Below are 25,525 nucleotides of genomic sequence, written 5' to 3'. Positions count from 1 at the left end.
CGCGCTAGGATCAACCCTGTCCACCACGGAGACCCGGCATGATCCCGCCCGACACCCACCTGCAGATCGGCTCGCTCCTGTTCGAGGGGCTGGACCAGATCGACCTCACCGGCCCGTTCGAGGTCCTGTCCCGGGTGCCCAACAGCACCTACCGGGTCTACGCGCCGGGCCCGGAGCCCGTCCGCGACGTCCGCGGCCTCCGGATGCTGCCGGATGCCACGCTCGCGGAAGCCCCGCGGCTCGACGTGCTGCACGTCCCGGGCGGCACCGGCCAGGAGGCCCTGATGCGGGACCCGGCCGTGCTCGGCTGGATCCGCGACCAGGCGGCCGGGGCCGGCCACGTCCTCTCGGTCTGCACCGGCGCCCTGATCCTCGGCGCGGCCGGCCTGCTGGTCGGGCGGCGGGCCACGACCTACTGGAACGCCGTGCACCTGCTGCCGTTCTTCGGCGCCGAGCCGGTGGACGCGCGCGTGGTGATCGACCGCGACGCGGACGGGCGCACCTGGGTGTTCGCGGCCGGCGTCACCGCGGGCATCGACGGGGCGCTGCAGCTCGCCGCCGCGCTGCGCGGCGAGGAGGCCGCCCGGACCATCCAGCTCGGCATCCAGTACGCCCCCGAGCCCCCTTTCGACAGCGGCACGCCCCACACGGCCTCCCCGGACACCGTGGCGCGGGTGCGGGCGGCGGCGGCCGACATCACGGCCCGGCGCGAGGCCACGGCCCGGGCGATCGCGACCGAGCTCGGCATCCGGATCCCGTAGGGGACCTCCGATGGACCTGACCCGCGTTCGCGCCTTCGCGGCCGTCCTGGCGGCGAAGGACCGGGACGCCATGCTGGCGCAGATGGCCGAGGGGGCGTGCTCGACACCCCGCTCGCCGCCGAGCCCGTGCGCGAGACGGCGGCGATCCGGCCGGTGGTCGACGCCTTCGAGAGCCGCGCGATCTTGGAAGGCCCCGTGCACGCCGCCGCCTTCTTCGGCGCGGCGGCCGGCCCGCAGCGGCTCGACGGGATGGATGAGCGGTGCCTCGACGCGGCCGGGCGCATCGCCGAGATGACCGTCCCGTGGCGGCCGCTGCCGGAGGCGATCGCCGTCCGGGACCGCTTGGCCCGCGCCGCGGAAACGCCGACTTCCGCGGCGACCGGGTGACACGATCCGTCATCGGACCTATCTGTCCGATCTGGACGGGTTGAACCATGTCGGACGTAACACTGAGAACCGCGAAATTCGCGATCGGCGCCGTGGTGCGCCACCGGATCTACCCGTTCCGGGGCGTCGTGTTCGACGTCGACCCGGTGTTCGACAACACCGAGGAATGGTGGCTGTCGATCCCCGAGGAGGTCCGGCCGCGCAAGGACCAGCCGTTCTACCACCTGCTCGCCGAGAACGCCGAGACCGAGTACGTGGCCTACGTGTCGGAACAGAACCTCCTGCCCGACACGTCGGGCGAGGCCCTGCGCCACGCCGGCATCGCCGAGATGTTCGAGCGCGACGCCGCCGGCGCGTACCGGATGCGCGACCGCGCCACGAACTGAGGCGCCCGGTCCGTGAAGGTCCTGGCAAGCGGCGGGCGCTCGTCTGCCGCGACGGCCCGTGCCGTCGGACGAGCCCGCCTGATAGTCGCCAAACCGCGCTTCGCCGCCGCGTTCCTGCGCGCTGGCCTGCTCGCTGGCCTGCTCACGGGCACGGCGCGCGCCAACGACAGCGCGGCCGAACTCGATGCCGGCGGCCTCGTCCTGCGGCGCGAGCCCGGGATCGCGCTGGTGAGCGAGGACCTGTCGATCGCCCGCGACCGGATCGACGTGTCCTACCTGTTCCGCAATCAGGTTCAGGAGGCGCGCACGGTCCGGATCGCCTTCCCGCTGCCGCCGATCGACGGGCGGGAACTCAGCTTCTCGGCCCTGGCGCTGCCCCGGCCCGACAGCCCGAACTTCGTCGGCTTCACCGTCACGGTGGACGGCAAGCCCCTCGAGCCCGAGCTGGAGGAGCGCGCCTTCGTGGGCGAGCGCGAGGTGACGGACCTGCTGCGCCGTCACGGCCTGCCGCTGAACCCGCTGCGCTTCGAGGCGATCAGCGCGGCGGCCAAGCGGATCGGCGCGCCCGAATGGGCCGCGCTGGTCAAGGCCGGGCTCTTCCCCGACGTCCCCGACACGCCGGACCGGATGACCGAGGGGCTGTGGCGCGGCGAGGCCAAGTTCCACTGGCTCCAGACCTTCCCGCCCGGGCAGGAGGTCCGCATCGCGCACAGCTACGCGCCGGTGACCGGTTTCCACCTGCTCGACCCGAAGGCGGCATCCCGGGCGGCCTACCGGGCGACCTACTGCCTGGACGAGGCGGGGCTCGCGGCGATCCGGCGCCTGCACGCGAAGGCGCCGGATCCCGGCGGCACCCTGCGGGCGACCGTGGTGCCCTACATCGTCACCACGGCGCGCAACTGGGCCGCGCCGATCGGGCGCTTCACCCTGACGGTCGACAAGGGCAGCCCGGAGGCGGTCGTCAGCTTCTGCCGCACGGACATCCGGAAGACCGGGCCGACCACGTTCCGCTGGGAGGCCCGGGACTACGTGCCCGACCAGGACCTGCGCGTGCTGATCGTCCAGCCGGCTTCGGCGACCCCGGGGACGCGTTAGGTCCCGTCGCCGGGCGGCTCGAACGCGAAGGGCCGGACCTCGCGGCCCGGCCCCCGGTACGGACCCGCCGCGCGGCGGGTCGATGGCGCTTACTTGGCGGCCGGGGCCGGCGCCGGAGCCGCGCCGGCGGCCGGGGCGGCGCCCTGCTGCTGCTCGAGCTTCTTGCGCATATCCTCGGAGCGCTTCTCCAGCTCCGCCTGGAGCTTCTTCTGCTGTTCCTCGAGGACCTTCGGGTCGATGGCCGGGCCGTCGAAGGCCTTGCCGAAGCCGGCCAGCGGCACCGCGAAGGTGACCTCGCGCTGGGTCTGGTTCTGAACCGAGACGTTCAGGGTCGTGCCCTTCTTCATCGCGGCGATCACGCCGGCATCGACACCGCCGGCCTCGGCGAAGCAGCCGTTCGGGAAGCAGACCGCGAAGCGGCCGGCGGTCGCCGCCTGGCCGTCGACGCTGAAGCGGATGCCCGGCTGCAGCAGCAGGCCGAGCGGCAGCAGGTAGCGCACCACGCGCACCTCCTGCTTCTGGGCGGCGTTCTTCATCTCGTAGACCGCCACGGCCAGCACCGGCTGGCCCTGGTCGGACACGAAGTCGCGGGTCGTGTAGCAGATGTCGGTGCCCGAACCCTGGTCCTTGCCGCAGACCTTGGTCCAGTCGGCCTGGCTCGGCTCGGACTTCACCGCGACGATCTGCGGGCCCGTCTGGGCGGCCGGGGTGTTGGCCGCGGGGGTGCCCGGGGCGGTCGGCGCCGGGGCGGCCGGCGCGGGCGCGGCGGGCTTCTTCGGCTGCGCCAGGGCCGGCGCGGCCGCGAGACCGAGGCCCGCGAGGCCGAGGAGGGCGGCGCGGGCGAGCGTCGCGGTGCGGGTGAAGGACATCGGCTCTGACCCCTTGGAAGAGACGTGGTGTGGCTGGCAGGATGCGGAGCCGGCCTGGCGGCAGGTCCGCCGGAGCGTCCGGCTGCCCGCCGCGTTGGCGCGCCGCCCGGAACTCCGGATGAATCGGTCCGGCCATCGGGCGGGACGGGCGCCGTCTGCGCGCATCCCTCTCCCCGGCGACCGGGCGGCCTGCCTTTCCCCTCGAATGAGGCGAAGGCATGACACCGCGGCCGGGGAAGCTGTCGGAACCGTCCCGACCGCGCCCGGCCCCCGATAGGCTCCCATCCGCCCGGCCGCAAGCGCGACGTTGCGCGGCCGCGAGGCACGAGCGCGTGATCGGGCCGCGCCGCCGGACGCCGCCGAAGGCCTTCCGGACGCCCTCCGGCAGCGATCGGCGGCGTCCAGCGGCGCGGCCGCTCTTAGCGGTCGGTTAACCCTGTCGGGCCGAGATGATAGGCGTTCTGCAGGATCGGCGGGGGCGGCGGGTTTGAGCGCGTTGGCGGTGGCGGAGTGGGCGGAAGACGCCGCACCGGACGCGTCCGCGCGATCCGAGGACGGGCCCGACGGCCTGTCCGGAGTCCTGTCCGGACGCCTGTCCGACGGTCTCGCGACCCGCCTGTTCGCCGCCGCCCTGGCGGGCCCGCAGCGCACCCTCCTGCGTGATTCGGGGGACCGGGTCGCGTGGTGCGGGCGCCCGTCCATCACCTGGACCTACGCGGCCGCCGCCGAGATCGTCGGTCGGCTCGCCCGCGGGATCGCCGCGTGGCGGCTCCCGGCCGGCAGCCGGATCGGGCTATGGTATTCGGGCGGTGCCGAATCGGCCCTCGCCCACCTCGCCGTCGAGGCGGCCGGCCACCTGCCCTGCGCGATGCCCGCCCTCTGGGACGAGGCGGAGCTCTCTGCCGGGATCGAGGCCGCGGGCCTCGTCGCTGTGCTGACGGAGGGCCGCCGCGGCGCGCGCCGGCCCGCCGAGGACCTCACCCGCGCGGCCATGCGCCATTTCGCCCTGCGCTACCTCGCGGCCTTCGGCCCGAGCGTGCCGGACGGCGTGATCAGCCTCGACGCGATGGCCCTGGAGCGGGGTGTGGTCGAGCCGGCGCCGGGCCGCGGCCTCGTCACCTTCGCGGGCGGCGATCCCGGCCGGCCGGTCTACCGCACCGCCGCGGCGCTGGCGGCGGCGGTCGCCGCCCATCTCGACGCGCTGCCCCTGACCGCGGACGAGCGGGTCCTGACGCTCCTGCCCGGCCACGACCTGCGCGGCCTCGTGACCGGCCTGGGCACCGCCCTGGCGGCCGGCGCCGGCCTGGAGACCGTTCTGCCCTTCGACGAGACCGGGTTCCGCGCCGCCCTGCTGCGGCCGGTTCCGACCCGGCTGGTGGTCCCGGCGCGGGTCGAATCGGCTCTCGCTGCCCTGCCGCTGCCCTGGACCGTCCGGGTCCTCGACGTGGTCCACCGCGCGCCCGCCCGGCTGACCCCGCGGGGCGCCGGGCCCGCGGGCCCGCAGCGCCTCGATTCGCTGGTCCTGGGTGAGGCGCTCGTACTGACCCGCCCCGGCCCGGACGACCTCGCCGCGACCCTGGCCGAGCCCGGGCAGGCCTTCCTACCCCGCGATCTCCTGGACCTCGCCGCCGGCGCCGACGGCGACCTCGCCTGCCGGGGGGCGGCCTGCGCCGCCTCCCCGCTCACCCGCGGCGTGATCCCGGCGACGGACCCCCTGGCGTGGCGAAGCACGGGCTTCCGCCCGCTCCGCGCGGACGGGGGCGCGAACGGGGCGGTCGCGGCGATCGCCGCCACCGTCGCGACCGTCCCCTCCGCCTGAACGGCGGACGATCGCCGGTTCATCCGGCACTCAGGCGGCGCGGATAATCTCGCATCTGCACACGAACCGACGGATCCGATCCGCCTCTTCGCGGGTTCTGCATCGGATTGTCGTGACGGCTATCTTTCCAAGCCGTCCGGGATGGAGTACCGCTCAAGCTTATGGGTGCGCTGCAACAAGTGCTCGTGGTCGACGACGGCGTCCGCGCCGTGGACCGGTCCCTCTCGGGCGAGCTGGCCAGCCTCGGATACGCGAGCGTGACCGCCTCGATGGAGGCGGCCGACGACGTCCTGACCGTGATCGCCCGTCCGGCGGCCGTGCTGCTCCAGGCGCCCACCCGCCGGAATCCCGCCTACGCCCGCCGCGCGGCCCGCCTCCGCGGCCAGCTGCGCGAGCGCGGCATCCCGGTGATCCTCATCGGTGATTCGGGCGAGGCCCGAGGCGGCGGCCCGGTCGATCTCGCGACCCGGCTCGGCGCCTACGTCGCCGCCCAGCCGGATCTCTGAGGCCCGCCCCGGCGCGCGCCGAGGTCGCGGCGTCCGGGCGCTCGCGCCGGGCCTGAGGCCGCCTCCGGGAAGCGCCGTCCGACCGCTCCCTGTCACTGCCGGTGCCGCACGAGGCGCGGGTCCCCTCTCCCGCGCGGGAAAGGGGGCGCCGCTGGCGCGAGACGATCGGGAACGGTCCTAGCGCGCCGCGCGCATCAGCTCCGGCGCGCCGATCCGGGGCAGCACGCCCTCCCGCATCACCAGGCGCCGCAGCGGTCCGAGCTGCGTCATCGCCAGCAGGCCGAGACCGCGCAGCGCGTCGACCGGCAGCAGGTCGGTGAGCAGGCTGCGGTTGAGGAGATCGACCGCGGCGGTGCGCGCGGCCGTGTCGACGCGGCGCGCCCGCGCGTAGCCGTCGAGCACGGCGCGGGAGCCGGGATCGCGGCGGTCGCGGACGGCGGCCAGCACCGCGTCGCGCAGGGTCGCGGCGTCGCGCAGGCCGAGATTGAGCCCCTGCGCGCCGATCGGCGGGAAGACGTGGGCCGCCTCCCCGATCAGCGCCAGCCGCGGGGCCACGGGGGTCGCCACCGCGAGGCCGCGCATCGGCACGAGGCCGCGGGGGCCGTCGACCCGCATGGCGCCGAGCATCGCCCGGGCCTGCCGCTCCACCGCCTGCCCCAGCGCCGCGTCGTCGAGGGCGGCGAGCCGCCGGGCCGCCCCCTCCCCGGTCACCCAGACGAGGCTGGACCGGTGGCCGCCGGGCAGCGGCACCAGGGTGAAGGGCCCCGACCGGGTGTGGAACTCGGTGGAGACGTCGCGGTGCGGGCGCGCGTGGGCCAGGATCGTGGTGATGGCGCTCTGCGGGTAGGTCCAGTCGCGCACGCGGACGCCGCTGGCGGCCCGCAGCGGCGAGCGGGCCCCGTCGGCCCCCACCACGAGCCGGGCCTCGACGGCACGCCCGTCCGCCAGCGCGACGCGGGCGGCCGCCTCGCCGGGCACGGCGCCGGCGGCGTCCGCCTCGACCAGGGTGAGGTTGTCCTGCGCCCGGGCGCGGGCGCGCAGGCTCTCGACCAAGCGGGCGCTCTCGACGTTCCACCCGAAGGCGTCGAGGCCGATCTCGGCGGCGCGGAACCGCGCCGGCGGCGGCCGGAACAGGCTGCCGGTGTCGTCGACGATCTGCAGCGTGCAGAGCGGGCTCGCGTGCGGCGCCACCGCCTCCCAGGCGCCGAGCGCGTCCAGGAAGCGCACCGACCCGTCGAGGAGCGCGACGGTCCGTCCGTCCGCCACCGGGGCGTGGCGCCCGACCAGCGCCGTGGGGATCCCTTCGCGGGCGACCGCCAGGGCGGCGGCGAGCCCCGCGGCCCCGGCCCCGACCACGGCGACCTCGAAGACGGTGTTTGTGTCCTCCGGCATGGTGTCCTGCACGATCGACGCGTCCCGCTCGGGACAGTGTGGCGTCGGGCTTCCCAAGGTTCCGGTTGATGCGCGGCCCCGTCCTCGCGAGCGGAGCGACCCGGGGCAGCGGGACGTCAGGAAGCCTGGTGCCACCCTGGGTCGCTTCGCTCCGCTCGCGATGACGGCGGTGTCGAAGTCATCAACCGGGGACGCTGTTCGCGAGCCCGGCACGTCTCGTATCTGCGCTTTTCAGCGGATCTGCCAAGACCGGCGACGCGGGGCCACGGCGCCGCAGTCCGTCAACCCAGGAACGCCGCAAGCTCCGAGACAACCGTGTCCGGCCGCTCCTCCTGGAGGGTGTGGCCGCAATCCAGCGCCCGGCCCGACACGTCGGTCGCCTTCTCGCGCCACGTCTCCAGCACGTCGTAGGTCCGGCCGACCACGCCCTTCGCGCCCCAGAGCGCCAGCAGCGGCGCGGTGATCCGGGCCTCGGCATCGGCCGCGTCGTGCTCCAGGTCGATCCCGGCGGCCGCCCGGTAATCCTCGCAGATCGCGTGGCGGCAGGCCGGGTCGGAATAGCAGCGCAGGTACTCGGCGAAGAGCTCCGGCGGGGTCGAGCCGGGGGTCTTCGACTGGCCCTCGACGTGGTGGCGCAGGAAGTATTCCGGATCGGCCCCGATCAGCGTCTCCGGGAGGGGATAGGGCTGGATGAAGAAGAACCACCAGAAATAGCGTGTGGCGAAATCCTTGTCGGTGCGCGCGTACATGGTCGCGGTCGGCGCGATGTCGAACACGGCGATCCGCTCCACGGCCTGCGCATGATCCAGGGCGAGGCGGTGGGCGACGCGCCCGCCCCGATCGTGGCCGACCACCGCGAACCTTTCGTGGCCGAGCGCCCGCATCACCGCCACCGCGTCGGCCGCCATGGCGCGCTTGGAATAGGCGACGTGGCGCTCGCCGCCCGGGGGCTTGGCCGAATCGCCGTAGCCGCGCAGATCCATCGCCACCACGGCGTGCCGCTCGGCGAGGCGCGGCGCGACGTGGAGCCACGTCGACAGGGTCTGCGGGTGGCCGTGCAGGAGCAGCACCGGCGGCCCGGACCCGGCCGAGCGGGCGTTGATCGTCACGCCGGGCGCGGTCTCGATCCGGTGCCGGTCGAAACCCGGCAGGAAGTCGCGGGCCATGGATTCGGTCTCCGGGGTCGGTCTCCATCCTGCCGCACTGGCGCGCCGGGATGCACCGGATGATAAGGCGCCTCCGGCACCATGTCCGCCGAACCGCCATGACAGATGCACGCGCGACTCAGGACCCGGCCTTGAAGGATTCCGACGCGGCCGAGGCGCCGGCGGCGGAGGCCGCCCCCGCGCCTGCCGTCGCCCCGCCCCTGCGGCCGAGCATCCTCGACCCGCTCTTCGCGCCGGCCCGCGCCCTGCCGGGGATCGGGCCGAAGATGGCGCCGCTCATCGAGAAGCTGCTCGGCACCCCCGAGCGCGAGGCCCGGGTCGTGGACCTGCTGTTCCACCTGCCCCAGGGCGGCGTGGCGCGGAAGCTCATGGGCTCGATCAGCGAGGCCCCCACCGGCGAGCCGGTGACGATCGGCGTCACCGTGGTGGCGCACCGCCCGGCCCAGGCCGGGCCCGGCCGGCGCCCGCACCGGGTGCTGGTGGAGGATGCCTCCGGCGACATCTCCCTGGTCTTCTTCGGCATGCCCCGCGCCCGGGTGGAGAAGATGCTGCCGCTCGGGTCGCACCGCTACATCACCGGCCGGATCGACCTCTGGGACGGCACCCGCCAGATGATCCACCCGTCGCGGATCGTGGACGAGGCGGGCCTCGCGGAACTCCCCGCCGTCGAGCCGGTCTACGGCGCCACCGAGGGGCTGACCTCCCGGGCGATCAACAAGCTCGCGGTCGCGGCCCTCGACCGGCTGCCGGTCCTGCCGGAATGGCAGGACCCGGCCTGGCTGGAGCGGAACCGCCTGCCCGCCTTCGCGGACGCGCTCCGCCTCGAGCACCGCCCCGAGGAGGCGCCGCCGAAGGCCGAGGACCCGCTCCAGCCGCCGCCCGCGACGCCGTCCCGGAAGCGGCTCGCCTACGACGAGCTCCTCGCCTCGCAGCTGGCGCTGGCGCTCCTGCGCGCCCGCCAGCGGCGCAAGGCCGGCCGGGTCAATGCCGGCGACGGCGCCCTGAGCGGGCGCCTCGAGGCCGCCCTCCCCTTCGCGCTGACCGGCGCGCAAGGCCGGGCGGTGGCGGAGATCCGCGCCGACCTCGCGGCGCCCCGGCGGATGCTGCGCCTGCTCCAGGGCGATGTCGGCTCGGGCAAGACCGCGGTGGCCCTGCTCGCCATGGCCTCGGCGGTCGAGGCCGGGCGTCAGGCCGCCCTGATGGCGCCCACCGAGATCCTGGCGCGGCAGCATTTCGAGCGGCTGAGGCCGCTGGCCGGCCCCCTGCGCCTGCGCCTGATGACCGGCCGCGACCGGGCCGCGGAGCGCAAGAGCACGCTGGCCGACCTCGCCGCGGGCGAGATCGACATCCTCGTCGGCACCCACGCCCTGTTCCAGGAGGCGGTGACGTTCCGCGACCTCGGCCTCGCGGTGGTGGACGAGCAGCACCGGTTCGGCGTCCACCAGCGCCTCGCGCTCGGCGCCAAGGGCGAGGCGGTGGACTTCCTGGTCATGACCGCGACGCCGATCCCCCGCACCCTGGCGCTGACCTTCTTCGGCGACATGGACGTCTCGATCCTCGACGAGAAACCCGCCGGCCGGCAGCCGATCCGGACGATCACGCTGCCGACCGAGCGGATCGACGAGGTCGTGGCCGGCCTCGCCCGGGCGATCGCCGGGGGCGAGCGGGTCTACTGGATCTGCCCGCTGGTGGAGGAATCGGAGTTCGTCGACCTCGCCGCCGCGGCCGAGCGCTTCGACGATCTGCGGAAGCACTTCGGCGACGCGGTCGGGCTGATCCACGGCAAGATGCCCGGCCCCGAGAAGGACGCCGCCATGGCGCGGTTCGCCGCCGGGGAGACCAAGCTCCTGGTCTCGACCACGGTGGTGGAGGTCGGGGTTGACGTGCCCGAGGCCACCATCATGGTGATCGAGCACGCGGAGCGCTTCGGGCTGGCGCAGCTGCACCAGCTCCGCGGCCGGGTCGGGCGCGGCTCGAAGGCCTCCTCGTGCCTGCTGCTCTACCGGGGGCCCCTCGGGCAGGTGTCCCGGGCCCGGCTGGAGATGATGCGCGCGAGCGAGGACGGCTTCCGCATCGCCGAGGCCGATCTGAAGCTGCGCGGCGAGGGCGAGGTGCTCGGAACCCGGCAATCCGGCATGGCGGCGTTCCGGCTGGCGCGGCTGGAGAGCGACGCCGCCCTGCTGGAGGCCGCCCGCGACGACGCGCGGATGATCGTGGAGCGCGATCCCGGCCTCAAGAGTCCGCGGGGACAGGCGCTGCGGGTGCTGCTCTACCTGTTCGAGCGGGAGGCCGCGATCCGGCTGATCGGGGCCGGATGAACGGTTTCCTGAACGGATCCGTTCAGGAAAGTCCGGCCTTCCTGAACGGCCGGATCCGGAATCGCCGCCGCGCGACCGGATCGGTACTCCGATGCGCCGATGTCACAGGCTCTCTGAAAAAGTGTTTCGTTTCAGAGGTTTGACGGGATCGCGCGGAAGCTTGGCGGCGCCGTACGGGCGGTCCAAGAGGCTCCGGACAGGCCTCGTGACCTTGCATCAGCCATATTCTTCCCTTAACTGGAGATGAACGAATGGCCCGGTAAGCCGGGACATCACGGACGAATCTGGAGGACGGACATGTCGAACGGACTGTTCCAAGGCCTGCCGGGCTCCCACGAGATGGCCGGTGCCCACGCCCTGCCGACCGAGCCCTGGCTCCTGCCGATCTCGGATCGCGCCGCCGAGGCGGCGGGCAAGACCGCGGACGAGCTGCAGGCCGCCGTGCGTCGGGCGTCCCGGCCCTTCTGGCTGGCCGCCAACGGGCTCTGCATCGCGCTGGGCCTCGCCCTTACCCTGCAATGCGCCTCCGGCTGGGGCCCGACGGCGCCCCGCAGCGCCGTGACGGTCGCGCAGGCGACGCCGCCGACCATCGCGCCGCAGACCGCCTCGCTGCAGCGCTGAGCCGATAGCAGTCTGATCATTTCAGGGCCGTCCCGCGCGCGCGGGACGGCCTTTCTCGTGGACGATGGCCGCCAATCCCACGGTCTCCCTCAAGCCGAGGAGCGGTGAGCTCGGCGCGCAGGAGGCCTGGATCGCGCGCCGGCGCCTCGGGAAGGCCCCTTGAGCGGACCGGAGGTCGCCTCCGCTTCGACGCTGCCGTCATCGCGAGCGCAGCGAAGCGACCCAGGGCAGCGGGACGTCCTGCACCGTGGCGCGAGACGGGGTGGCTCAGGCCGCCGAGACGGCGACGAAGCCGGCGACCGGGCGCCGCATCACGCGTCCTGCGGCTCCCGGCGGGGCAGCGGTCCGCCGGCCTGCTGGGCCGTCCGCAGGGTGGCCGCCATGGCGTTGAGGCGGCCCTGCGGGTCCTCCGGCTGGATCACCCCGGCCGACATCACCAGCTTGGCGGCGTCGTCGACGCTGATGGCGAGCTCCACCACCTCCGCGCGCGGCAGGTAGAAGAAGAAGCCCGTGGTCGGGTTCGGCGCGCAGGGCAGGAAGACGCCGACGAGGTCGTCCGCCGGCGCCCCCCGGGCCCGCAGCGCCCCCTCGACCTCGTGGGCCGCCGGGGCGGACAGGAACACCACCGACCACGTGCCCTTCACGGGGAACTCCACGAGCCCCACCGTGCGGAACGAGGTGCCGTTGGCCGAGAACAGCGTCTCGAAGATCTGCCGCAGGCCCTTGTAGAGGCCGGAGATCACGGGGGTCCGCGCCAGCAGGACCTCGCCGAACTCGATCACCGAGCGTCCGACGAGGTTCGCCGTGAGGAAGCCCAGCAGCGTCACCGCCAGGAACGCGATCACGAGGCCGAGGCCCGGGATCGAGAACGGCAGGTAATGGTCCGGCAGGTAGCTCGCCGGCACCAGCGGCTTCACGAACGAGTCGATCAGCGCGATGAACCACCACGTGATGTAGGCCGTGATGGCGAGCGGGCCGGCGACGATGATTCCGGTGAGGAAATAGGTGCGCAGCCGGCCGCGCGCGCTGACCCGCGTCTTCGGCGCGCCGCCGCCCGCCGCGGCGTCGGGTTCGGGAACCTGGATCGGCGGGGGAATCGGCGCCACGGGTGCCCTCTCGGCCGCACCACGCGCGGCGATGACGCTGCGGGAGCCGTCCCCCGCTGGCAGAGAGGTAGCGGTTGCGCTTGTCCGCCTCAAGGGCGGCCCCGCCTCCCTCAGACGTCCGGACCCGGCGGTCGGGCGGCGGGGACCGGCATCGCGTCCCGGGGAATCACGGCGCCGCGATGCCCGATCACCGCCCCGGCCAGGCGGTGCGCCTCAGCGGCGGCGGCTTCCGGTGCCAGCCCGGCGATGCGCGCCGCGAGGTAGCCCGCCGCGAAACTGTCGCCCGCCGCCGTCGTGTCGATGACCCGCGCGGCGCGCCCGGCCGGCACGGCGGTGTCGGCCGGGCCGTGCAGCACCCGGGCGACGGGGCCGGATCCGTCCAGGGTCTTGAGCACGATCTCGGCCCGGCCGCGGTGGCGCAGCACCTCGTCCTCGCCCGCCGCGCCGAACAGCCAGTCCAGATCCTCGGCCGAGGCGAAGATCACGTCGGCCAGGTCCAGGGCCGCGCGGAAGGCCGCCCAGGCCTCGTCCCGGTCGGGCCAGCCGCGGGGACGGTAATTGGTGTCGAAGGCGACCTGCCCGCCCCGCTCCCGCAGGCGCGACAGCGTCTCGAACAGGGCGGCGCGCCCGGTCTCGCCGTAGAGCGAGAGGCTGATGCCGGACAGGTAGACGAGGTCGTAGCGCTCCAGCTCCGCCTCCGTCTCGGCGGCGCCCGGCTCGGTGAAGAGGTCCCGGGCCGCGGCCCGGTCGCGCCAGTAGTGGAAGCTGCGCTCGCCGTCGGCATCCGTGCGGATGATGTAGAGGCCCGGCATCCGGCCCTGCAGGCGCCGGACCCGGTCGAGGCCGATGCCCTCGCGGCCCCAGGCCGCCGCCATCTCGTCGCTCCAGATGTCGTCGCCCAGCGCGGTCACGTAGTCCACCGCGACGCCGAGGCGCGCGAGGTAGAGCGCGGTGTTCAGCGTGTCGCCGCCGAAGCCCCGGACCAGATTCCCGTCCGGGCGTTCGGACAGTTCGACCATGCACTCGCCGATGCAGGCGACCCTCATGCGGTTCCTCCCGGTGCGCGACCCCGTGTCCCCGCATTGTACGGCCCGGCCTGTCAATCGCCACCGGTCCCGGTTCCGACCTCGCCGCGCCGGCCGCGCTCGCGTGGCCCCGTCGCGCGCCCGTCTGAGGAGCCTCGACGATCCAAGGATCAGCGCGCCAGTCGCTCGATTTCGTGGGATTTGCATATCGATAATTTGGCAAACGTATTGTAATATTCGCACAATGACCGATTATGAATCATATACAATCAATAAAATTCACAATAAAATCTGTAATATGCGTGCATGACTCGTCATAGAACATCGACGTCGCGCTTTTCTGAAGTTCGATTCAATGCCAGAGCGGAAAATCACCATTCTTAAACACCGAAGGTCAGAGAAGTTACTTCGCGACAGGGGTCATTGTCGAGCGAGATCCGGTCGCGTTGCTGTCGTGACGGTGTGTGCCGAACGCGCGGAGGGGCGGGATGCGGTCGGGGATCCCGGAAACCTCCGTTCACAGCGCGGCAGGAACGAATCCGTTCGATCGGGAACAAACCGCCTCGGGCTGGAATGTCGATGCAAGATGTTTGTCGATCGCGGGCGCCATATCGATGGAGATACGTGCCGGATCTGAAGAAATTCCGGATGAATGGTGAAGTGTTGTGCCGAAAAAATTCTCGTGGCCGAACGGCGGGAACGGTGATACGGTTCGAACGGTGCTGAGATGTTCCATACTGCTTTAAGCGCTCTGACTTTCTCGTCGGGAGAGTTCCTGACTCTCACGGAAAGTCGGGGCGTGAGTGGGGCCTGGAGCTGGATCTTCGCGGGCGAGGAGCAGGTCTGGTCGCCCGGGTTCTACCGGCTGCTCGGGCTCGTTCCGAACGCCGCGAAGGCGCGCTACGACCTGTTGCTGAGCCTGATCCATCCCGAGGACCGGCCTCTCATGCCGGCGCTGGCGGACATCCGGCAGGGGCACGTGCCCCGCGAGGTCATCGTCCGGGTGATCCGGACGAACGGCACGGTGCGCACGCTCTCGCTGACGATGGAGGTGCGCGTCTCGGCGGAGGGGCGGCCCGTCGCCCTCAGCGGCACGGCGCTCGACGTGAGCGACCGCGAGCAGCTGGCGCGCCTGCGGCAGGAAGAGCGCCGCCGGCAGAGCGCGCTCTACCTCACGGAGCACATCACGACCTTCTCGATGGGGCTCGACCGCGTCCGGGACATCCCGTTCGCCGTCGCCCAGGTCCACGGGCTCCCGCTGGAGGAGATCTGCGCCGAGCCGTATATCCTGATCGTTCCCGAGGAGCGCGCGGGCTTCCGGGCAGCGGCCCTGGAGCAGATCGAGCGGCGGGCGTTCTTCCAGGGGGGCGCCCACGAGCGCCTCGCCAACGGCGAGCTCTGGCACTTCCGGATCCTCACGATGCCCGTCTGGGATCCGGACGGGACCTATCTCGGGCGCTGCGGGCTCAAATACCCCGTCCGCAACCACGCCCCGCCCCCCGGCGGCCTGCACGAGGGGCTGGAGCATTCCGTGAGCGGCTACCACCTGCGGGCCGCGCGGGCGCTCCTCGACTGGTCGATGATGGAGCTCGCTCAGGCGAGCGGCCTGTCGCATTCCACCGTGCGGCGTCTGGAAGAGGACAGCGAGCATCGGGGAAGCCGGTCCCGCCTGCACGCGGTCGAGGCGCTGCGCCGGGCGGGCGTCCGGTTCGTCCCCATCGATGACGGGACCCTGGCGGTCGCCCGGGTCTGAGCGGATCCCGCGACCGGCGGGCGCTCGCGGGATCCGCCCTGCCCCGCCCCACCGGGTCATCGGGGTCGGTCTCCGCGCTGGCCCCCCCGGGGGCCCCCCGACCCCAGCGCGGAGACCGGGACGGGCGGATCGGGCGATCCGCCGTCAGGCATTCCCGCGCCCGTGTCCCGCGGCGGCCCGGACGGGGCCGCCGATCCAGGGCGGTGCGGGCCTGGCCGCCTCAGGCCGCCTTGTGTCCGAGCTGGATCGCCTTGGCGATCTCCGAGCGCTTGGCGGCGTAGCCCGGGGCCACCATCGGGTAGTCGGCCGGCAGGCCGTACTTCGCCCGGTAACGCTCCGGCGTGAGGCCGTGCGCCGTGAGGTGACGCTTCAGTGTCTTGTAGGACCGGCCGTCGATGAAGCTGATCAGGCCGTCCTGCTGGATCGAAGCCTCGATCTGCGCCGCCGTCGGGCCGGTCCAGCCGGGACCGGATCCCGAGCCGCCGCCCTGCAGCACCGATATGGCCGTGTGCACCTGGTCGATCAGAACCGGCAGGTCGCCCACGCCCACCGCATTCCGAGACACGTAGGCCGCGACCAGTGATGCCGTGCACTTGATCAGGTCTGTGTTCAGGTCCGAGGTCTTTTCGTTCAGATCGATGGTGTTCATGAATCCCCCAGTACCGAAATTCGAGGCATGAAAACCGGCGCATCGATAAAGCTGAGGCTAGGATCAGCTTTTACCGCCCAAGCATGCGCCGAATTGCTTCGAGTGTGCCAAGATTGGCGTGTAACTATACAAAAACTGTCTATTTTGTCTATACTTTATCTTAGGATGTTCTTTGAACATTTTCTGTTCTTGCGAGGCAACATGAGGTTGCCAGGCCTGCGGCGTCTCGCAAACAGTGCGCAGTTTCGGCCTCCGGTCCGTGAGGCTGTCCGCGATGACTGCGAACGGCCGCGCGATGACGGGCTGCAGGGGCGCGAATCAGCGGCGGAGACAGGGACGGATCGCGGATGCCGCCCGGTTACGGGTCGATCGGACCGCGGCCCGCGTCCCTGCTGACCATCGGTCGGGCGGCGCGCGACGGGATCCCGGGGGCCGTGGCGCTTCTCCACGGCCTCTCCGCGGGCGCTGGCGCCGCGACCGGGCCGCGATTAACAAAGTTCTCAGGCAAGGCGTGGATCGTGCGCGCCGGGCGCGTCGCGAAACGCTCGCGCGTCGGGAGCCTCGTTCCGGCCGTGACGGCACGGCGGCATCCGTGCGAGAGGCCCGTCGACGCGCGCTATCGAGGGCGACCCCTATGTCCGGACCCTGTGCGACCACTATCCCGCGCGCGCTCTCCGCGCTCGAAGCGCCCGGACCGGGCGCCGCGGACGCGGTCGGCGGCCGGATGCCGCCCCTCTGGATGCTGCTCGTCGGCCGGGCCGCGGTCCGCCGTCACTGGCACCTCATCGCCGCCACCGGCCTGCTGTGGTCGTCGCTCGGCCTCCTGGTGGTGATCGATTCCCTCGACGGTGCGCTCCACGTCCCGGACCGGTGGTTCGGCCTGATCCTCCTGGCCGAGGGCGTGAGTTCCCTCCTCGTCGGCGCGTCCGCGATCGGTGCCGCGCGCCGCCTGCGCCTCGCCAAGGGCGCGCTGCTGTCGGTCATGGCCGTGCTGATCATGATGGCCACGAAGCACAGCACCTTCCTGCTCGCCATGATCTTCGGCGTCGCCTTCGTGGTCGACGGCCTCGTCCGGATCACGATCGCCGGCCTGCTGAAATTCGCTGGCTGGCGGATGTCGGTCGCCCTCGGCGGCCTCAGCATCGCCTTCGGCCTGTTCCATCTCCAGCCCTGGCCGACCTGGTACGCCGGCACGGTCGGCTACTGCATCGGCATGTTCCTGATCCTGAACGGCGCCAACCTCGCGCTGGTCGGGCTGCGCACCCGGCGCCTGGGCACCGCCGAGCCGGCCGTGTCGGTCGTGTCGGTCGGCGGCGACGAGCCCGGCAGCCTGACGGTCTATGTCTGGACGCCCACCGGGCAGGCGACCACCCCCGCCGGCCAGCGGCTGATCCGGCGCTACGTCGCCTCCGTCGACAAGGCCGGGCGCTTCTCCACCGGCCACGCGGCCCTGCAGCAGGGCGACGACCTCTACGTCAGCCACTACCCCGCGGTGGAGATCGACCGCTCCCCCGCCAACCTGCGCTCGAGCCTGCGCGCGGGCCCGGAGAACGACGTGCCCGGGCGCTTCCTGCCCTCGCACGCCGCGGAGGTGGCGGACTGGTGCCCCGCGACGGTGGCGGTGACGCTGAACGGCATCGACGCCGCCCGGCTGCGGGCGTTCTGGGCGCAGTACAGCCGCGACACCACCTACAACTTCATCAGCCGCAACTGCTCCACCACGGTGGCGCGGGCGCTGGACATCGCCGTGGAGGGCGCGTTCAGCCGCGGCGGGCATCCCTGGCGGCGCCTCGCGGCGGCGCTGACCACGCCGGAGTTCTGGGCGGCGGCCTTCCTGCGCAACGGGGCGCGGTCCATGACCTGGACCCCGGGCCTCGTGCTCGATTACACGCGGGCGCTGAGCGCCCTCGTGGATCCGGCCTCGCCGGTGCCGTCGATCGCCTGGAAGCGGGTCGGCTGGCGGCTCCTGCGCAACTGGCGGGCGCGGGACCTCGCGCCCCTGAGCCCGATCGCCCGGCAGCCCTCCGTGCCGGGAGCCGGCCCGACAGAAGCCTGATCCCGGCCCGATCCCGGCCCGATCGGGACTCGGGACCGCGGTCGCCCGCTCAGGGGTCCTTGCGGGCGGCGGGGCGGCCGGCGGCGAGGTCGCCCGCGATGGCCTGCATCACCGCCAGCGTGTCGACCTCGTCCTGCTCGGCGCCGTGGTCGCTGAGCTTCACGATCACCGTGCCGGTCGCGCGGTTCACGTAGATGTACTGGCCGTAGACGCCGATCGCCGAGATGTCGTCGTCCTCGCCGCCCGGGGCGTGCCACCACTGGGCCGAGTACTGCCAGCCGTCGACGTCGCGCCGGGCCGGCGTCATGATCCGCTCGATCCAGCGGCCCGGGATGATGCGGTGATCGCCCGACCGGCCCTGGTCGGCCACCAGAAGGCCGAGGCGGGCGAAGTCGCGGGCCGTCGCGTTGATGCAGCAGAACGCCTTCTCGATGCCGCCGGGCCGGTCGAGGTTCCAGGTGGCGTCGGCCTGGGCGCCCATCGGCTTCCAGATCCGCTCCGAGAGGATGTCGGCCAGCGGCTTGCCCTCGACCCGGGCGAGGATCAGGCCGAGCAGCTCGGTGTCGATGCTGCGGTAGCGGCCCTTGGTGCCGGGCTTGAACGCCAGGTGGGCGTTGTCGCGCACGAAGGCCGTGAGATCGCGCGTCAGGTACATGCCGGCGGTGCCGGTCAGGGGATGCCGGGGGTCGTAGTTCTCCGGCACGGCGATGCCGCTCGCCATGTCGAGGAGGTTGCGCACGGTGATCTGGCCGAAGACCGCGCCGTTCCGCAGCTCGGGCAGGAGGGTGGAGACCCGGTCGGTCTCGGCGAGCTGACCCCGCGCCACCGCGGCGCCGACCAGCAGCGAGACGATGGACTTCGCCACCGACCACGAGGGGAACAGTGTCTCCGGTCCGGTGCCTGCGCGCTGCCACTCGTGGATCAGGACGCCGTCCTGCAGCACCAGGAACGCGTTGGTGTGGGTCGCCTCCAGCACCGTCATCAGCGGGACCGTCTTCCCCTTCCAGGGGACGCGGTCGAGGATCGGGCGCGGCCGCGCCGGCAGGTCGCTCGCCCGGGCCGGGGCCTGGACGATCCGGCTCGGGAACCACGTGCCCACCGACGACGGCTCGATGACCGCGAGCGCCGTCAGGGTGACGGGATCGGGGACGTTGATCAGCGCGGCCGCGGTCCAGGCGCAGCCCGCGATCGCGGCGCCGCCCGCCGCGGCGATCGCGCCCCAGCGGCGGCCCCGGCGCGCGCGGGCCGGAGAATCCGGGATCGCCAAGGACGCGGTCATGCTGGATCTGTGTCGCTCTGGATCGTCGCTGTCGCGCGGCCGGCCCCGGGGCGGGACGGCGCGCGGTCACCATGATCAGCAGGCCTTAACGAAAGCCCCAATCGGCCCCGGCGCCGGGCCGGTCCGTCGCCCGCGAAGCGGCGAGCCGCCGGTTCGGAAATGTTCACGGATCTGTGGCCTTGTGTCCGGCGACCGCCGACGTCCGCGGCCGTTTCGACGCGGATCCGGGCCGGCCCAGCGCCGCCCCGTCCGCGCGGGCGTCCGATTCGAACCTGGTTCTACACGCCTCGACCGCCCGACTCACCCAGCCCGCGCAGCCCGAAAGTCCGCCGTGCCATGAATCCGTACCTGATCCTCGGGCTCGCCATCGGCGCGGAGGTGACCGCCACCCTGGCGCTGAAGGCCGCCGACGGCCTCACCCGCCCGGGGCCGACGGTGATCGTGGCGCTCGGTTACGGCACCGCCCTGTGGCTGATGTCGACCAGCATGGACATGCTGCCGATCGGCGTGGTCTACGCGATCTGGTCGGGGATCGGCATGATCGGCGCGGCGCTCGGCGGCGCGTGGCTGTACGGCGAGGCGCTCAACCCGACGATGCTGGTGGGCATCGGGGTGATCGCCCTGGGCGTGACCGTCCTGGCCGCGGGTCAGGGCCAGCACTGAGGCTCCCGGTCCGGTCCCGAAACGGGACAGCCTCGCCACATCCTCGCCGCGAACGTGCCGTCAAGCTTGGCCTTCGTCCGGTCGGAGTGGAACACCGCCTGGCTGGTCAGGCTGGAGGAGCACGGAGCGCGGATGCATGCGGGGTAGCGAGAGGACGAAGGTCGGTCCTGCACTGATCGTTCTGGCGGCGGCCGGCGGCCTGGGGGCCTGCAACACCGCGTCGCCGGTGCTCACGACGGGATCGATCCCCGACCGCAAGCCGCCGATGGTCGTCAGCGACGCCGAGCGCGATTGTCTGGGCCGCGCCATGTACTTCGAGTCGAACAGGAGCGACAGCGACGGGCTGGTCGCCGTCGGCACGGTCGTGATGAACCGGCTCGAGAACGCGATCTTCCCGGGCGGCATCTGCGCGGTGGTCGGGCAGCCGGGCCAGTTCGCGCCGGGCGTCCTCACCAAGCCGATGCAGGAGAAGGACCTGCAGAAGGTCGCCGACGCCGCCGACGCCGTCCTGGCCGGCGAGCGGCACCCGAAGGTCGGGAAGGCGATGTTCTTCCACACCGCGGGCCACCGCTTCCCCTACACGAACATGCACTACGTGGCCGTCGCCGGCGGCAACGCCTTCTACGAGAAGCGCGACAGGCGAACGGCCAAGCTGGAGAAGCCGGAGAAGCCGGCTCAGCAGGACAGGCTGGCCACGCCCGCCCTGCCCGCGACGGCCCTGACCTTCGCGGCCGTACCCGCGCCGCCCGCCGCGGGCCCCTGATCGAGACGGCCCGATCCGACAGCCGCGTCCCGGATCTGCGCGCGCGGTGAGCTCCGGTCAGCCGGCCGCCGCGTCCTCGGCGCGGCTCGCCCGCAGGGTTCGGGCCTCCTGCCGGGCGGCGGCCAGCACCCGCTCCCGGCGCACCGGCTCCCGCAGCGATTCCCACAGACGGAGCAGCTCCAGCGTCGGCAGCGCGTCGCAATCCGGCGACGCGTCCCCGGATGTGCGCCCGGTCGCCGGCGCGCATTCGGCGAAGAAGATCTCGACCGGGCTCCCCAGGGCCTCGGCCAGTCTCCCCAGGAGCGCGTCGGCCTGGACGGTCGGGATCATGGGAAATCCTGTTTCTGCGCGGGCGGTCGAACCGGATCCTTACCTTTAAGTTGTATGCTCGGCATTCAACCAGGTTACTGCACCGCCATGTCCGACGACGACGGTTTTGACCGCATGGTGGAGGCGACGATCCTGGCCCATCAACTCGTGGTCGCGCACGGCACGGCGACGATGCAACTCCTGTCCCGATTGCTGCTCATGGAGATCGGTACGGAGATCGCGGCGCGGCGCGATCCCGATCCGGCCGCCAACGACAATCCGGACGCCCTGGCGGATTAGAGCGCGCTTCGCCGGCATTCCGGTCGGATCGGGTCCCGGCGGAAGAACCGGCCTGGCCCGTAATCCTTGGCGCGATGCAATGGAGCGGGCGGCAAATCTGTTGATCGGCCCATCGATCCGAGCAGGCGGCATTTACAAGGATGGATAACGGTCTAGCTTCTGGGTAGAAACTACCCACGAATCACGGATCCCTCGCCGATGATCGCCGAACGGGTAGCGCTCGCTGGTGCGCTCCTCCTGCTGAGCATCACGCCCGCGGTCCCCCAGCTGCGCCGTCCGATGACGTGTACGGTGGAGGCGTCGACCAGTCTCGATGTCGCCGCACCCGAAGGCGCCAAACTGCAATCCCAGAAGGCCCGGACATTCTCGCTGGTCTCCAGCGGCGGCCTGCTGACCGTGATCTCGGCCGGGCGCTCCGACTATTACGAGTGCCAGACAGCCTCGCCGCGGCTGAACGAGCGCACGCCGCGCAACGCGATCAAGTGTCAGAACGGCGTCTACTTCCTTCTGATCGACCTCAACAAGATGAACTTCGTCGAGGCGCAGCTCAATCCCGAGGAGCGCAACGACGTCAAGGTCAGCTACGGGAATTGTCGGACCCTGTAGGTGCGTCGCCGGGCAACCTAGTCCATGTGGATCAGGACGTACGCGGCGGCGGCAACGGCCGTGAGGGTGAGGACCACCAGCAGCGCCGTTTTCCCGGGCGGTCCTTCCGGCGGGTCTGGGGCGTCGGTCATGCGGCTCCTCCGGGCCGGTGACGGGGCCTCTGCCGAAAGGGCCCGGTCCTTCGGTTGGTTCCCTGACCGGGCCCGGTCCGCATTCTTCCGCCCCGGCCGGGACGATCACCGGCAGAAATGGGCCGCGGCCGGCGTCCACTGGCCGAAGCCCGTGGCGACCATGTTGGCCACGACCCGGCAGATCTAGATCTTCTGCGCCGCGTTGTTGTGCGGGCCGGCATGATAGCGCGCCACGGCCATCGTCCAGCTGCCCTCCCGCCGCTTCAGATCCCGAAGAAATTGCGTCGCGTAGTCCACGTTCGCGCGCGGGTCGATCATGGCCTCGACCGAGGCGAACTTCTCGCCGTGATAGTGGTGGTTGATCTGCATGCAGCCGAGATCGATCAGGCGCGCGCCCCGGCGGCGCGCCGCGGCGAAGTGGGCCAGCACGTCCTGGGGCCCGGTCGCGAAATAGGCCGCCCCTTCGATGTTCATGGCGTAGGGCTGGAGCGAGCCGCGCTTACCCGTCTCCGTGAGGCCGACCGCGTAGAGCACGCCGAGGGGCACGCCGTAACGGGCCGCGGCACGGCCCATCTCGGCCTCGCACACGGTCCCGGCGACCGGGGCGGCGCTACAGATAAACGCCGCCGTCGCGAGGACGTACCGTCTCATCTGTCCGCTCCCCGTCGCGCCTGCCGAGCGTCGGCCGCTGCGCCGCGCGCTGGTCTGCCTGCCGCTGCCCGTCCCCGCCGTGACCCGGCCGGGCGCCGCCGTCGGTGAGCCCGGATTGGCCCTGGGACGGTGATCCGCCCGCGGAGAACCCGGCGTCGCCGGGGCGAACCGGCTCGACAATGATCTCGGGCCGGTAATGCGCGTGCTTGAGCAGTTCGGTGAGGATCGCCGAATCCCGCTGCAGCATCGCCGCCGTCTCGGGACGCGCGGCGCGCAGATGGGTCTCGAGCTGACCGTCGACGAGCCGCAATTCCACCGTGACGATCCCGAGGCTCTCCGGCCGGAGCTGGATCTTGAGCACCCGGAGCGGCCCGTCCTGAGCCGCGGGGATCGCCGGATCGGCGCCGACGCGACGCTCCGGTCCGGCCGCGGTCGCGCGCTCGATCTCCTCCGTGATGGCCGCCGCGATCGTCGGCAGGACGGCGGCGAGTCGGGCCGGCTCGGTCCCGGATCCGTTGCCGGGACCCGGGATGGGGACGCCCGGCGGCCCCTGCCGGCCGGTGGGGGCGAGGAGGAGTCCGGCGATGCCGGAGCGGGAACGGTTGTCCTCGCGTGCCGTGAGCCCCCCCGGCCCATCGATCCCCGTCGCGGTGCGGGCCGACGCATCAGCGCGGGCCGACGCATCGCCGGCTCGAGGCTCGGGATCGGTCGCGAGGGCGACCGTCGCCTTCGGCGGCGCTGCGTTCACCTTCCCGGCGACCGTCCCGGCGATCTGGGTGGCGACTTGCGCGGCAATCTGGGCGGCGATCTGGGCGGCCGGCGCGATCGGAGCGGGATCGGGCCCGGCGACGGCCGGAGCCACCGGTCCGGGGCGGACGGGTCGAGGCTGAGCGTCCGCCGCGTTCGGGACGGCCGGCAACGCGGACGTTGCCGCTGCGGCGGCCGGGAGGGCGTGGCGGGCCGCCTCGGGCAGGATGGGCTTGAAGTGAACCGCCCGGTCGAGGACCTCGACCTGCGGGGGGCCGCCCTGCAGCAGGGTGCCCGGGCTCGGCCCGGCGCGCGGCGACGCGTCCGCGCGGGCCGCCTCGAGATTTCCCACGAGGCTGGTCTCCGGGGCCGCGTCGGGGCCCGCCGGGGATGCGGCGGATGGGGCCGGTCCCGGAGCACCGGTCCCGTGGCCCGCGGGCAGTTCCGGACGGGCCGACAGGACGGCGGCGCTCAGGATCTCGGCGAGCGCCGCGGCGGCGCTGCCGGGATCGCCCGGTGACGGCGGCGGCGCGGGCGATGCGCCGGCTTCGGGCCGCCGATCCTCCCCGGTCGCGCCCTCCGGTTCGTCCATCTCACCCCCGTCGGTCTCGGGTCGGGCGGCGGGCGTTCCCCCCGAGACCGCGCGCAGGACCAGGTCGAAGGCGCCCCGCACCGCCGCATCCGGCAGCGCCTGAAGGTCGCCCGCCGGATGCGGGGACGGTGCGACATCCCGATCGGGTTTGGGGACGGGTTTCTGGACCGCGGTGGAGATCGTGTTCACGGGGTCGCCTTGCTGAGCATCAGATCGATCCGGTCGATCGTGGCCTGCGCCTTCGGGATCAGGCTCGCGGGCCCGTCGGCGGGATCCGGCGCCGCCCGCGCCGGCTTCGCGGCGGCGTCGGCCTCCGGCAGGCCGGGCCGGCCGGCGAGCCCGCGTCCGATCGCCTCGGCGGTCGACAGGGCCGTCTCGAGGAGGGGCATGTCGCGGGCCGTGAGCTTGGCCCTGTCGAGCGATCTCAGCGTCCGCGACCCGGACTGGAACGTCGCCAGGCTCACGATCTCGGCGGCAGCCCGGTAGAGCTGGCCCCGGGTCGCCTCCGCGCTTCCGGGCGCGCACAGCGCGAGGGCCTTCTCGCTGGCGCGGAGCGCCGCGGCCGTCTGACCCGCCTGGATCGCCGTCTGGGCGACCACGAGATACAGGTCGCGCCGGCTCTCGGGACCGAGCTCGTCCAGGATCCTGTTGAGGGTCGCGAAGCGCTCCGCGTCGTGGCCGATATCGAACTGCGTCAGCTGATAGGCCAGTCGCTGCCGGAAGTTGCCCGCGTAGATCGAGTGCGGGAAGCGGCGCAGGTACTGGATCGCCAGCGCCTCGAACGTCTTCAGGTCGCCGATCTGACCGAGGGTGAAGATCTCGCGGCGCAGGGCGCCCTCCTCGGTCAGAGTGCCCGGCAGCAGCACCCGGACGCGGTCGAGCAGGGCGATCGCCCGGATCGGCTGGTCGGGCACGGCGAGCGACGCCTGCGTCAGGCCGATGGCGCCCGCGAGCGTCGGCGGCAGATCCGTCGTGTCGACGTCCTGGAGCAGGCGCCGCGCCTCGGCCTCCCGCCCCTCGACATAGGCGAGCGCCCCGCGCGCGAGCGTCGCTTCGGGCTCGCCGAGGCCGTCTTGAGCCGTCAGCCGGCGCAGGACGGAAGGACCGCCGCCGCTGAGGGCGAAGGTGATCGCGGCCCGGAGATTGCTCCGGCGGCCCCAGATCTCGGGCGGGGCGGCCAGGAGATCCGCGTTGATCCGGGCGATCAGCAGCGGCTGGCTCTCGTGGGCGGCCCGGGAGCCGGCGGCGACCCGATCCTGCAGCAACTGGAGCGTGCGCACCCACTGCACCGGATCGCCCGTCGGCGCCTGCGGGTCGGCGGCCGGGGCGGCGGGAGGGCCGCCCGCCGGTTCCGCGGCGACGGGGGCGGCCCTCCCCGCGATGAGCAGGCCGAGGGCGGCCGCCACGATCCGCCCGGTCCGGGACACCTTCATCCTGGAGATCCCTGCAGGAGAATCTCGATCCGCCGGTTCTCCGGAGCCTTCGGATCCGCGGCGTTGCGCGGCGTCCGGTCCGCGGCGCCCTCGACGCGCCAGATCCGCGCTTCGTCGATCCCGGCCCGGGTGAGCATGTACG

General features: G+C 72.9%; 26 protein-coding genes and 1 pseudogene. 14 read left to right on the top strand and 13 right to left on the bottom strand.

All coding sequences use genetic code 11. The features are described 5' to 3' along the window. Positions 1-38 precede the first annotated feature (38 nt). The 4 genes from H288_RS0114395 (at position 39) to H288_RS0114380 (ending at position 2,629) form a co-directional block, all read left to right on the top strand. Entirely contained in the window at positions 39-761 is a 723-nt protein-coding gene (locus H288_RS0114395) for a DJ-1/PfpI family protein (protein ID WP_020093280.1), read from the top strand. A 96-nt stretch (positions 762-857) separates the two neighbouring features. Beyond that, complete coding sequence (locus H288_RS32395) at positions 858-1,148, top strand: hypothetical protein (protein ID WP_020093279.1); 291 nt, start codon at positions 858-860, stop codon at positions 1,146-1,148. A 47-nt stretch (positions 1,149-1,195) separates the two neighbouring features. Further along, positions 1,196-1,534: a heat shock protein HspQ gene (gene hspQ, locus H288_RS0114385; RefSeq protein WP_012318638.1), complete on the top strand. Its 339-nt coding sequence runs from the start codon at positions 1,196-1,198 to the stop codon at positions 1,532-1,534. Positions 1,535-1,546: 12 nt separating this feature from the next. Next, a complete protein-coding gene (locus H288_RS0114380; RefSeq protein ID WP_020093278.1) occupies positions 1,547-2,629 on the top strand; it encodes a DUF4424 domain-containing protein in 1,083 nt (360 codons plus the stop codon). Between the two features lie 89 nt (positions 2,630-2,718). Here the strand turns inward: H288_RS0114380 and H288_RS0114375 are convergent, their stop codons facing one another. Then, positions 2,719-3,498: an invasion associated locus B family protein gene (locus tag H288_RS0114375; RefSeq protein WP_020093277.1), complete on the bottom strand. Its 780-nt coding sequence runs from the start codon at positions 3,496-3,498 to the stop codon at positions 2,719-2,721. A gap of 487 nt (positions 3,499-3,985) precedes the next feature. Here H288_RS0114375 and H288_RS0114370 point away from each other — a divergent pair, with 487 nt between their 5' ends. Together H288_RS0114370 and H288_RS0114365 are read left to right on the top strand one after the other, a co-directional pair. Next, entirely contained in the window at positions 3,986-5,317 is a 1,332-nt protein-coding gene (locus H288_RS0114370) for an AMP-binding protein (protein ID WP_234080755.1), read from the top strand. Positions 5,318-5,478: 161 nt separating this feature from the next. Next, positions 5,479-5,823 carry a hypothetical protein gene (locus H288_RS0114365; RefSeq protein ID WP_020093275.1) on the top strand — a complete coding sequence of 115 codons (345 nt, stop codon included), beginning with the start codon at positions 5,479-5,481 and terminating at the stop codon, positions 5,821-5,823. 177 nt (positions 5,824-6,000) lie between these two features. Here the strand turns inward: H288_RS0114365 and H288_RS0114360 are convergent, their stop codons facing one another. Both H288_RS0114360 and H288_RS0114355 read right to left on the bottom strand, forming a co-directional pair. Then, positions 6,001-7,215, bottom strand: coding sequence for a UbiH/UbiF family hydroxylase (locus tag H288_RS0114360; protein WP_020093274.1), 1,215 nt, complete (start codon positions 7,213-7,215; stop codon positions 6,001-6,003). Positions 7,216-7,496: 281 nt separating this feature from the next. Then, on the bottom strand, positions 7,497-8,381 hold the full coding sequence (locus H288_RS0114355; protein WP_020093273.1) for an alpha/beta hydrolase: 885 nt from the start codon (positions 8,379-8,381) through the stop codon (positions 7,497-7,499). Between the two features lie 98 nt (positions 8,382-8,479). On the opposite strand from H288_RS0114355, the gene recG reads away from it, so the two are divergent. Further along, positions 8,480-10,699, top strand: a complete 2,220-nt coding sequence (gene recG, locus H288_RS0114350) for an ATP-dependent DNA helicase RecG (protein WP_245274505.1) — start codon at positions 8,480-8,482, stop codon at positions 10,697-10,699. A gap of 297 nt (positions 10,700-10,996) precedes the next feature. Beyond that, complete coding sequence (locus H288_RS0114345) at positions 10,997-11,320, top strand: hypothetical protein (RefSeq protein WP_012318646.1); 324 nt, start codon at positions 10,997-10,999, stop codon at positions 11,318-11,320. 311 nt (positions 11,321-11,631) lie between these two features. Here H288_RS0114345 and H288_RS32390 read toward each other — a convergent pair whose 3' ends face one another. The 3 genes from H288_RS32390 to H288_RS35115 form a co-directional block, all read right to left on the bottom strand. Next, entirely contained in the window at positions 11,632-12,417 is a 786-nt protein-coding gene (locus H288_RS32390) for a DUF502 domain-containing protein (RefSeq protein WP_234083002.1), read from the bottom strand. Between the two features lie 119 nt (positions 12,418-12,536). Further along, entirely contained in the window at positions 12,537-13,472 is a 936-nt protein-coding gene (locus tag H288_RS0114335) for a sugar kinase (RefSeq protein ID WP_020093270.1), read from the bottom strand. A gap of 496 nt (positions 13,473-13,968) precedes the next feature. Next, the gene (locus tag H288_RS35115) at positions 13,969-14,187 is read right to left on the bottom strand and encodes a hypothetical protein (protein WP_158684214.1); all 219 of its coding nucleotides are present in this window, start codon (positions 14,185-14,187) and stop codon (positions 13,969-13,971) included. A 63-nt stretch (positions 14,188-14,250) separates the two neighbouring features. Here H288_RS35115 and H288_RS0114330 point away from each other — a divergent pair, with 63 nt between their 5' ends. Further along, positions 14,251-15,204, top strand: coding sequence for a PAS domain-containing protein (locus H288_RS0114330; RefSeq protein WP_020093269.1), 954 nt, complete (start codon positions 14,251-14,253; stop codon positions 15,202-15,204). A gap of 220 nt (positions 15,205-15,424) precedes the next feature. On the opposite strand, the gene H288_RS0114325 is transcribed toward H288_RS0114330, so the two are convergent. Next, entirely contained in the window at positions 15,425-15,853 is a 429-nt protein-coding gene (locus H288_RS0114325) for a MucR family transcriptional regulator (RefSeq protein WP_020093268.1), read from the bottom strand. A gap of 634 nt (positions 15,854-16,487) precedes the next feature. Between H288_RS0114325 and H288_RS0114320 the strand changes: the two genes are divergently transcribed. Continuing rightward, positions 16,488-17,909 (top strand): DUF4105 domain-containing protein, encoded by a 1,422-nt coding sequence (locus tag H288_RS0114320; protein WP_020093267.1) that lies wholly within the window; start codon positions 16,488-16,490, stop codon positions 17,907-17,909. Positions 17,910-17,958: 49 nt separating this feature from the next. Here the strand turns inward: H288_RS0114320 and H288_RS0114315 are convergent, their stop codons facing one another. Beyond that, positions 17,959-19,188 carry a serine hydrolase gene (locus tag H288_RS0114315; protein ID WP_020093266.1) on the bottom strand — a complete coding sequence of 410 codons (1,230 nt, stop codon included), beginning with the start codon at positions 19,186-19,188 and terminating at the stop codon, positions 17,959-17,961. A 336-nt stretch (positions 19,189-19,524) separates the two neighbouring features. Between H288_RS0114315 and H288_RS0114310 the strand changes: the two genes are divergently transcribed. Both H288_RS0114310 and H288_RS32385 read left to right on the top strand, forming a co-directional pair. After that, positions 19,525-19,851, top strand: coding sequence for a multidrug efflux SMR transporter (locus H288_RS0114310; protein WP_020093265.1), 327 nt, complete (start codon positions 19,525-19,527; stop codon positions 19,849-19,851). A 136-nt stretch (positions 19,852-19,987) separates the two neighbouring features. Further along, positions 19,988-20,614 (top strand): cell wall hydrolase, encoded by a 627-nt coding sequence (locus H288_RS32385; protein WP_020093264.1) that lies wholly within the window; start codon positions 19,988-19,990, stop codon positions 20,612-20,614. Positions 20,615-20,671: 57 nt separating this feature from the next. Here the strand turns inward: H288_RS32385 and H288_RS0114300 are convergent, their stop codons facing one another. Then, positions 20,672-20,944: a hypothetical protein gene (locus H288_RS0114300; RefSeq protein WP_020093263.1), complete on the bottom strand. Its 273-nt coding sequence runs from the start codon at positions 20,942-20,944 to the stop codon at positions 20,672-20,674. A gap of 87 nt (positions 20,945-21,031) precedes the next feature. Here H288_RS0114300 and H288_RS0114295 point away from each other — a divergent pair, with 87 nt between their 5' ends. Both H288_RS0114295 and H288_RS0114290 read left to right on the top strand, forming a co-directional pair. Then, a complete protein-coding gene (locus H288_RS0114295; RefSeq protein ID WP_020093262.1) occupies positions 21,032-21,223 on the top strand; it encodes a hypothetical protein in 192 nt (63 codons plus the stop codon). 198 nt (positions 21,224-21,421) lie between these two features. Then, positions 21,422-21,829 carry a hypothetical protein gene (locus tag H288_RS0114290; RefSeq protein ID WP_020093261.1) on the top strand — a complete coding sequence of 136 codons (408 nt, stop codon included), beginning with the start codon at positions 21,422-21,424 and terminating at the stop codon, positions 21,827-21,829. Positions 21,830-22,065: 236 nt separating this feature from the next. Here the strand turns inward: H288_RS0114290 and H288_RS32380 are convergent. From H288_RS32380 to H288_RS33990, 4 genes and pseudogenes are all read right to left on the bottom strand, one after another. After that, positions 22,066-22,611 (bottom strand): annotated as a pseudogene (locus H288_RS32380) (transglycosylase SLT domain-containing protein). Then, complete coding sequence (locus H288_RS0114275) at positions 22,571-24,139, bottom strand: flagellar hook-length control protein FliK (protein WP_020093258.1); 1,569 nt, start codon at positions 24,137-24,139, stop codon at positions 22,571-22,573. The pseudogene H288_RS32380 and the gene H288_RS0114275 overlap by 41 nt, the downstream one beginning before the upstream one ends. Beyond that, entirely contained in the window at positions 24,136-25,383 is a 1,248-nt protein-coding gene (locus H288_RS0114270; RefSeq protein WP_020093257.1) for a chemotaxis protein, read from the bottom strand. The genes H288_RS0114275 and H288_RS0114270 overlap by 4 nt, the downstream gene beginning before the upstream one ends. Then, positions 25,380-25,520 (bottom strand): hypothetical protein, encoded by a 141-nt coding sequence (locus H288_RS33990; protein ID WP_020093256.1) that lies wholly within the window; start codon positions 25,518-25,520, stop codon positions 25,380-25,382. Before H288_RS33990 ends, H288_RS0114270 begins: the two co-directional genes overlap by 4 nt. Positions 25,521-25,525: the final 5 nt, after the last annotated feature.

It is taken from the genome of Methylobacterium sp. 285MFTsu5.1 (genome assembly GCF_000383455.1).
Taxonomy (GTDB): domain Bacteria; phylum Pseudomonadota; class Alphaproteobacteria; order Rhizobiales; family Beijerinckiaceae; genus Methylobacterium.
The sequence above is the reverse complement of the archived record's forward strand: the minus strand, read 5'-3'. Positions and strand labels throughout refer to the sequence as shown.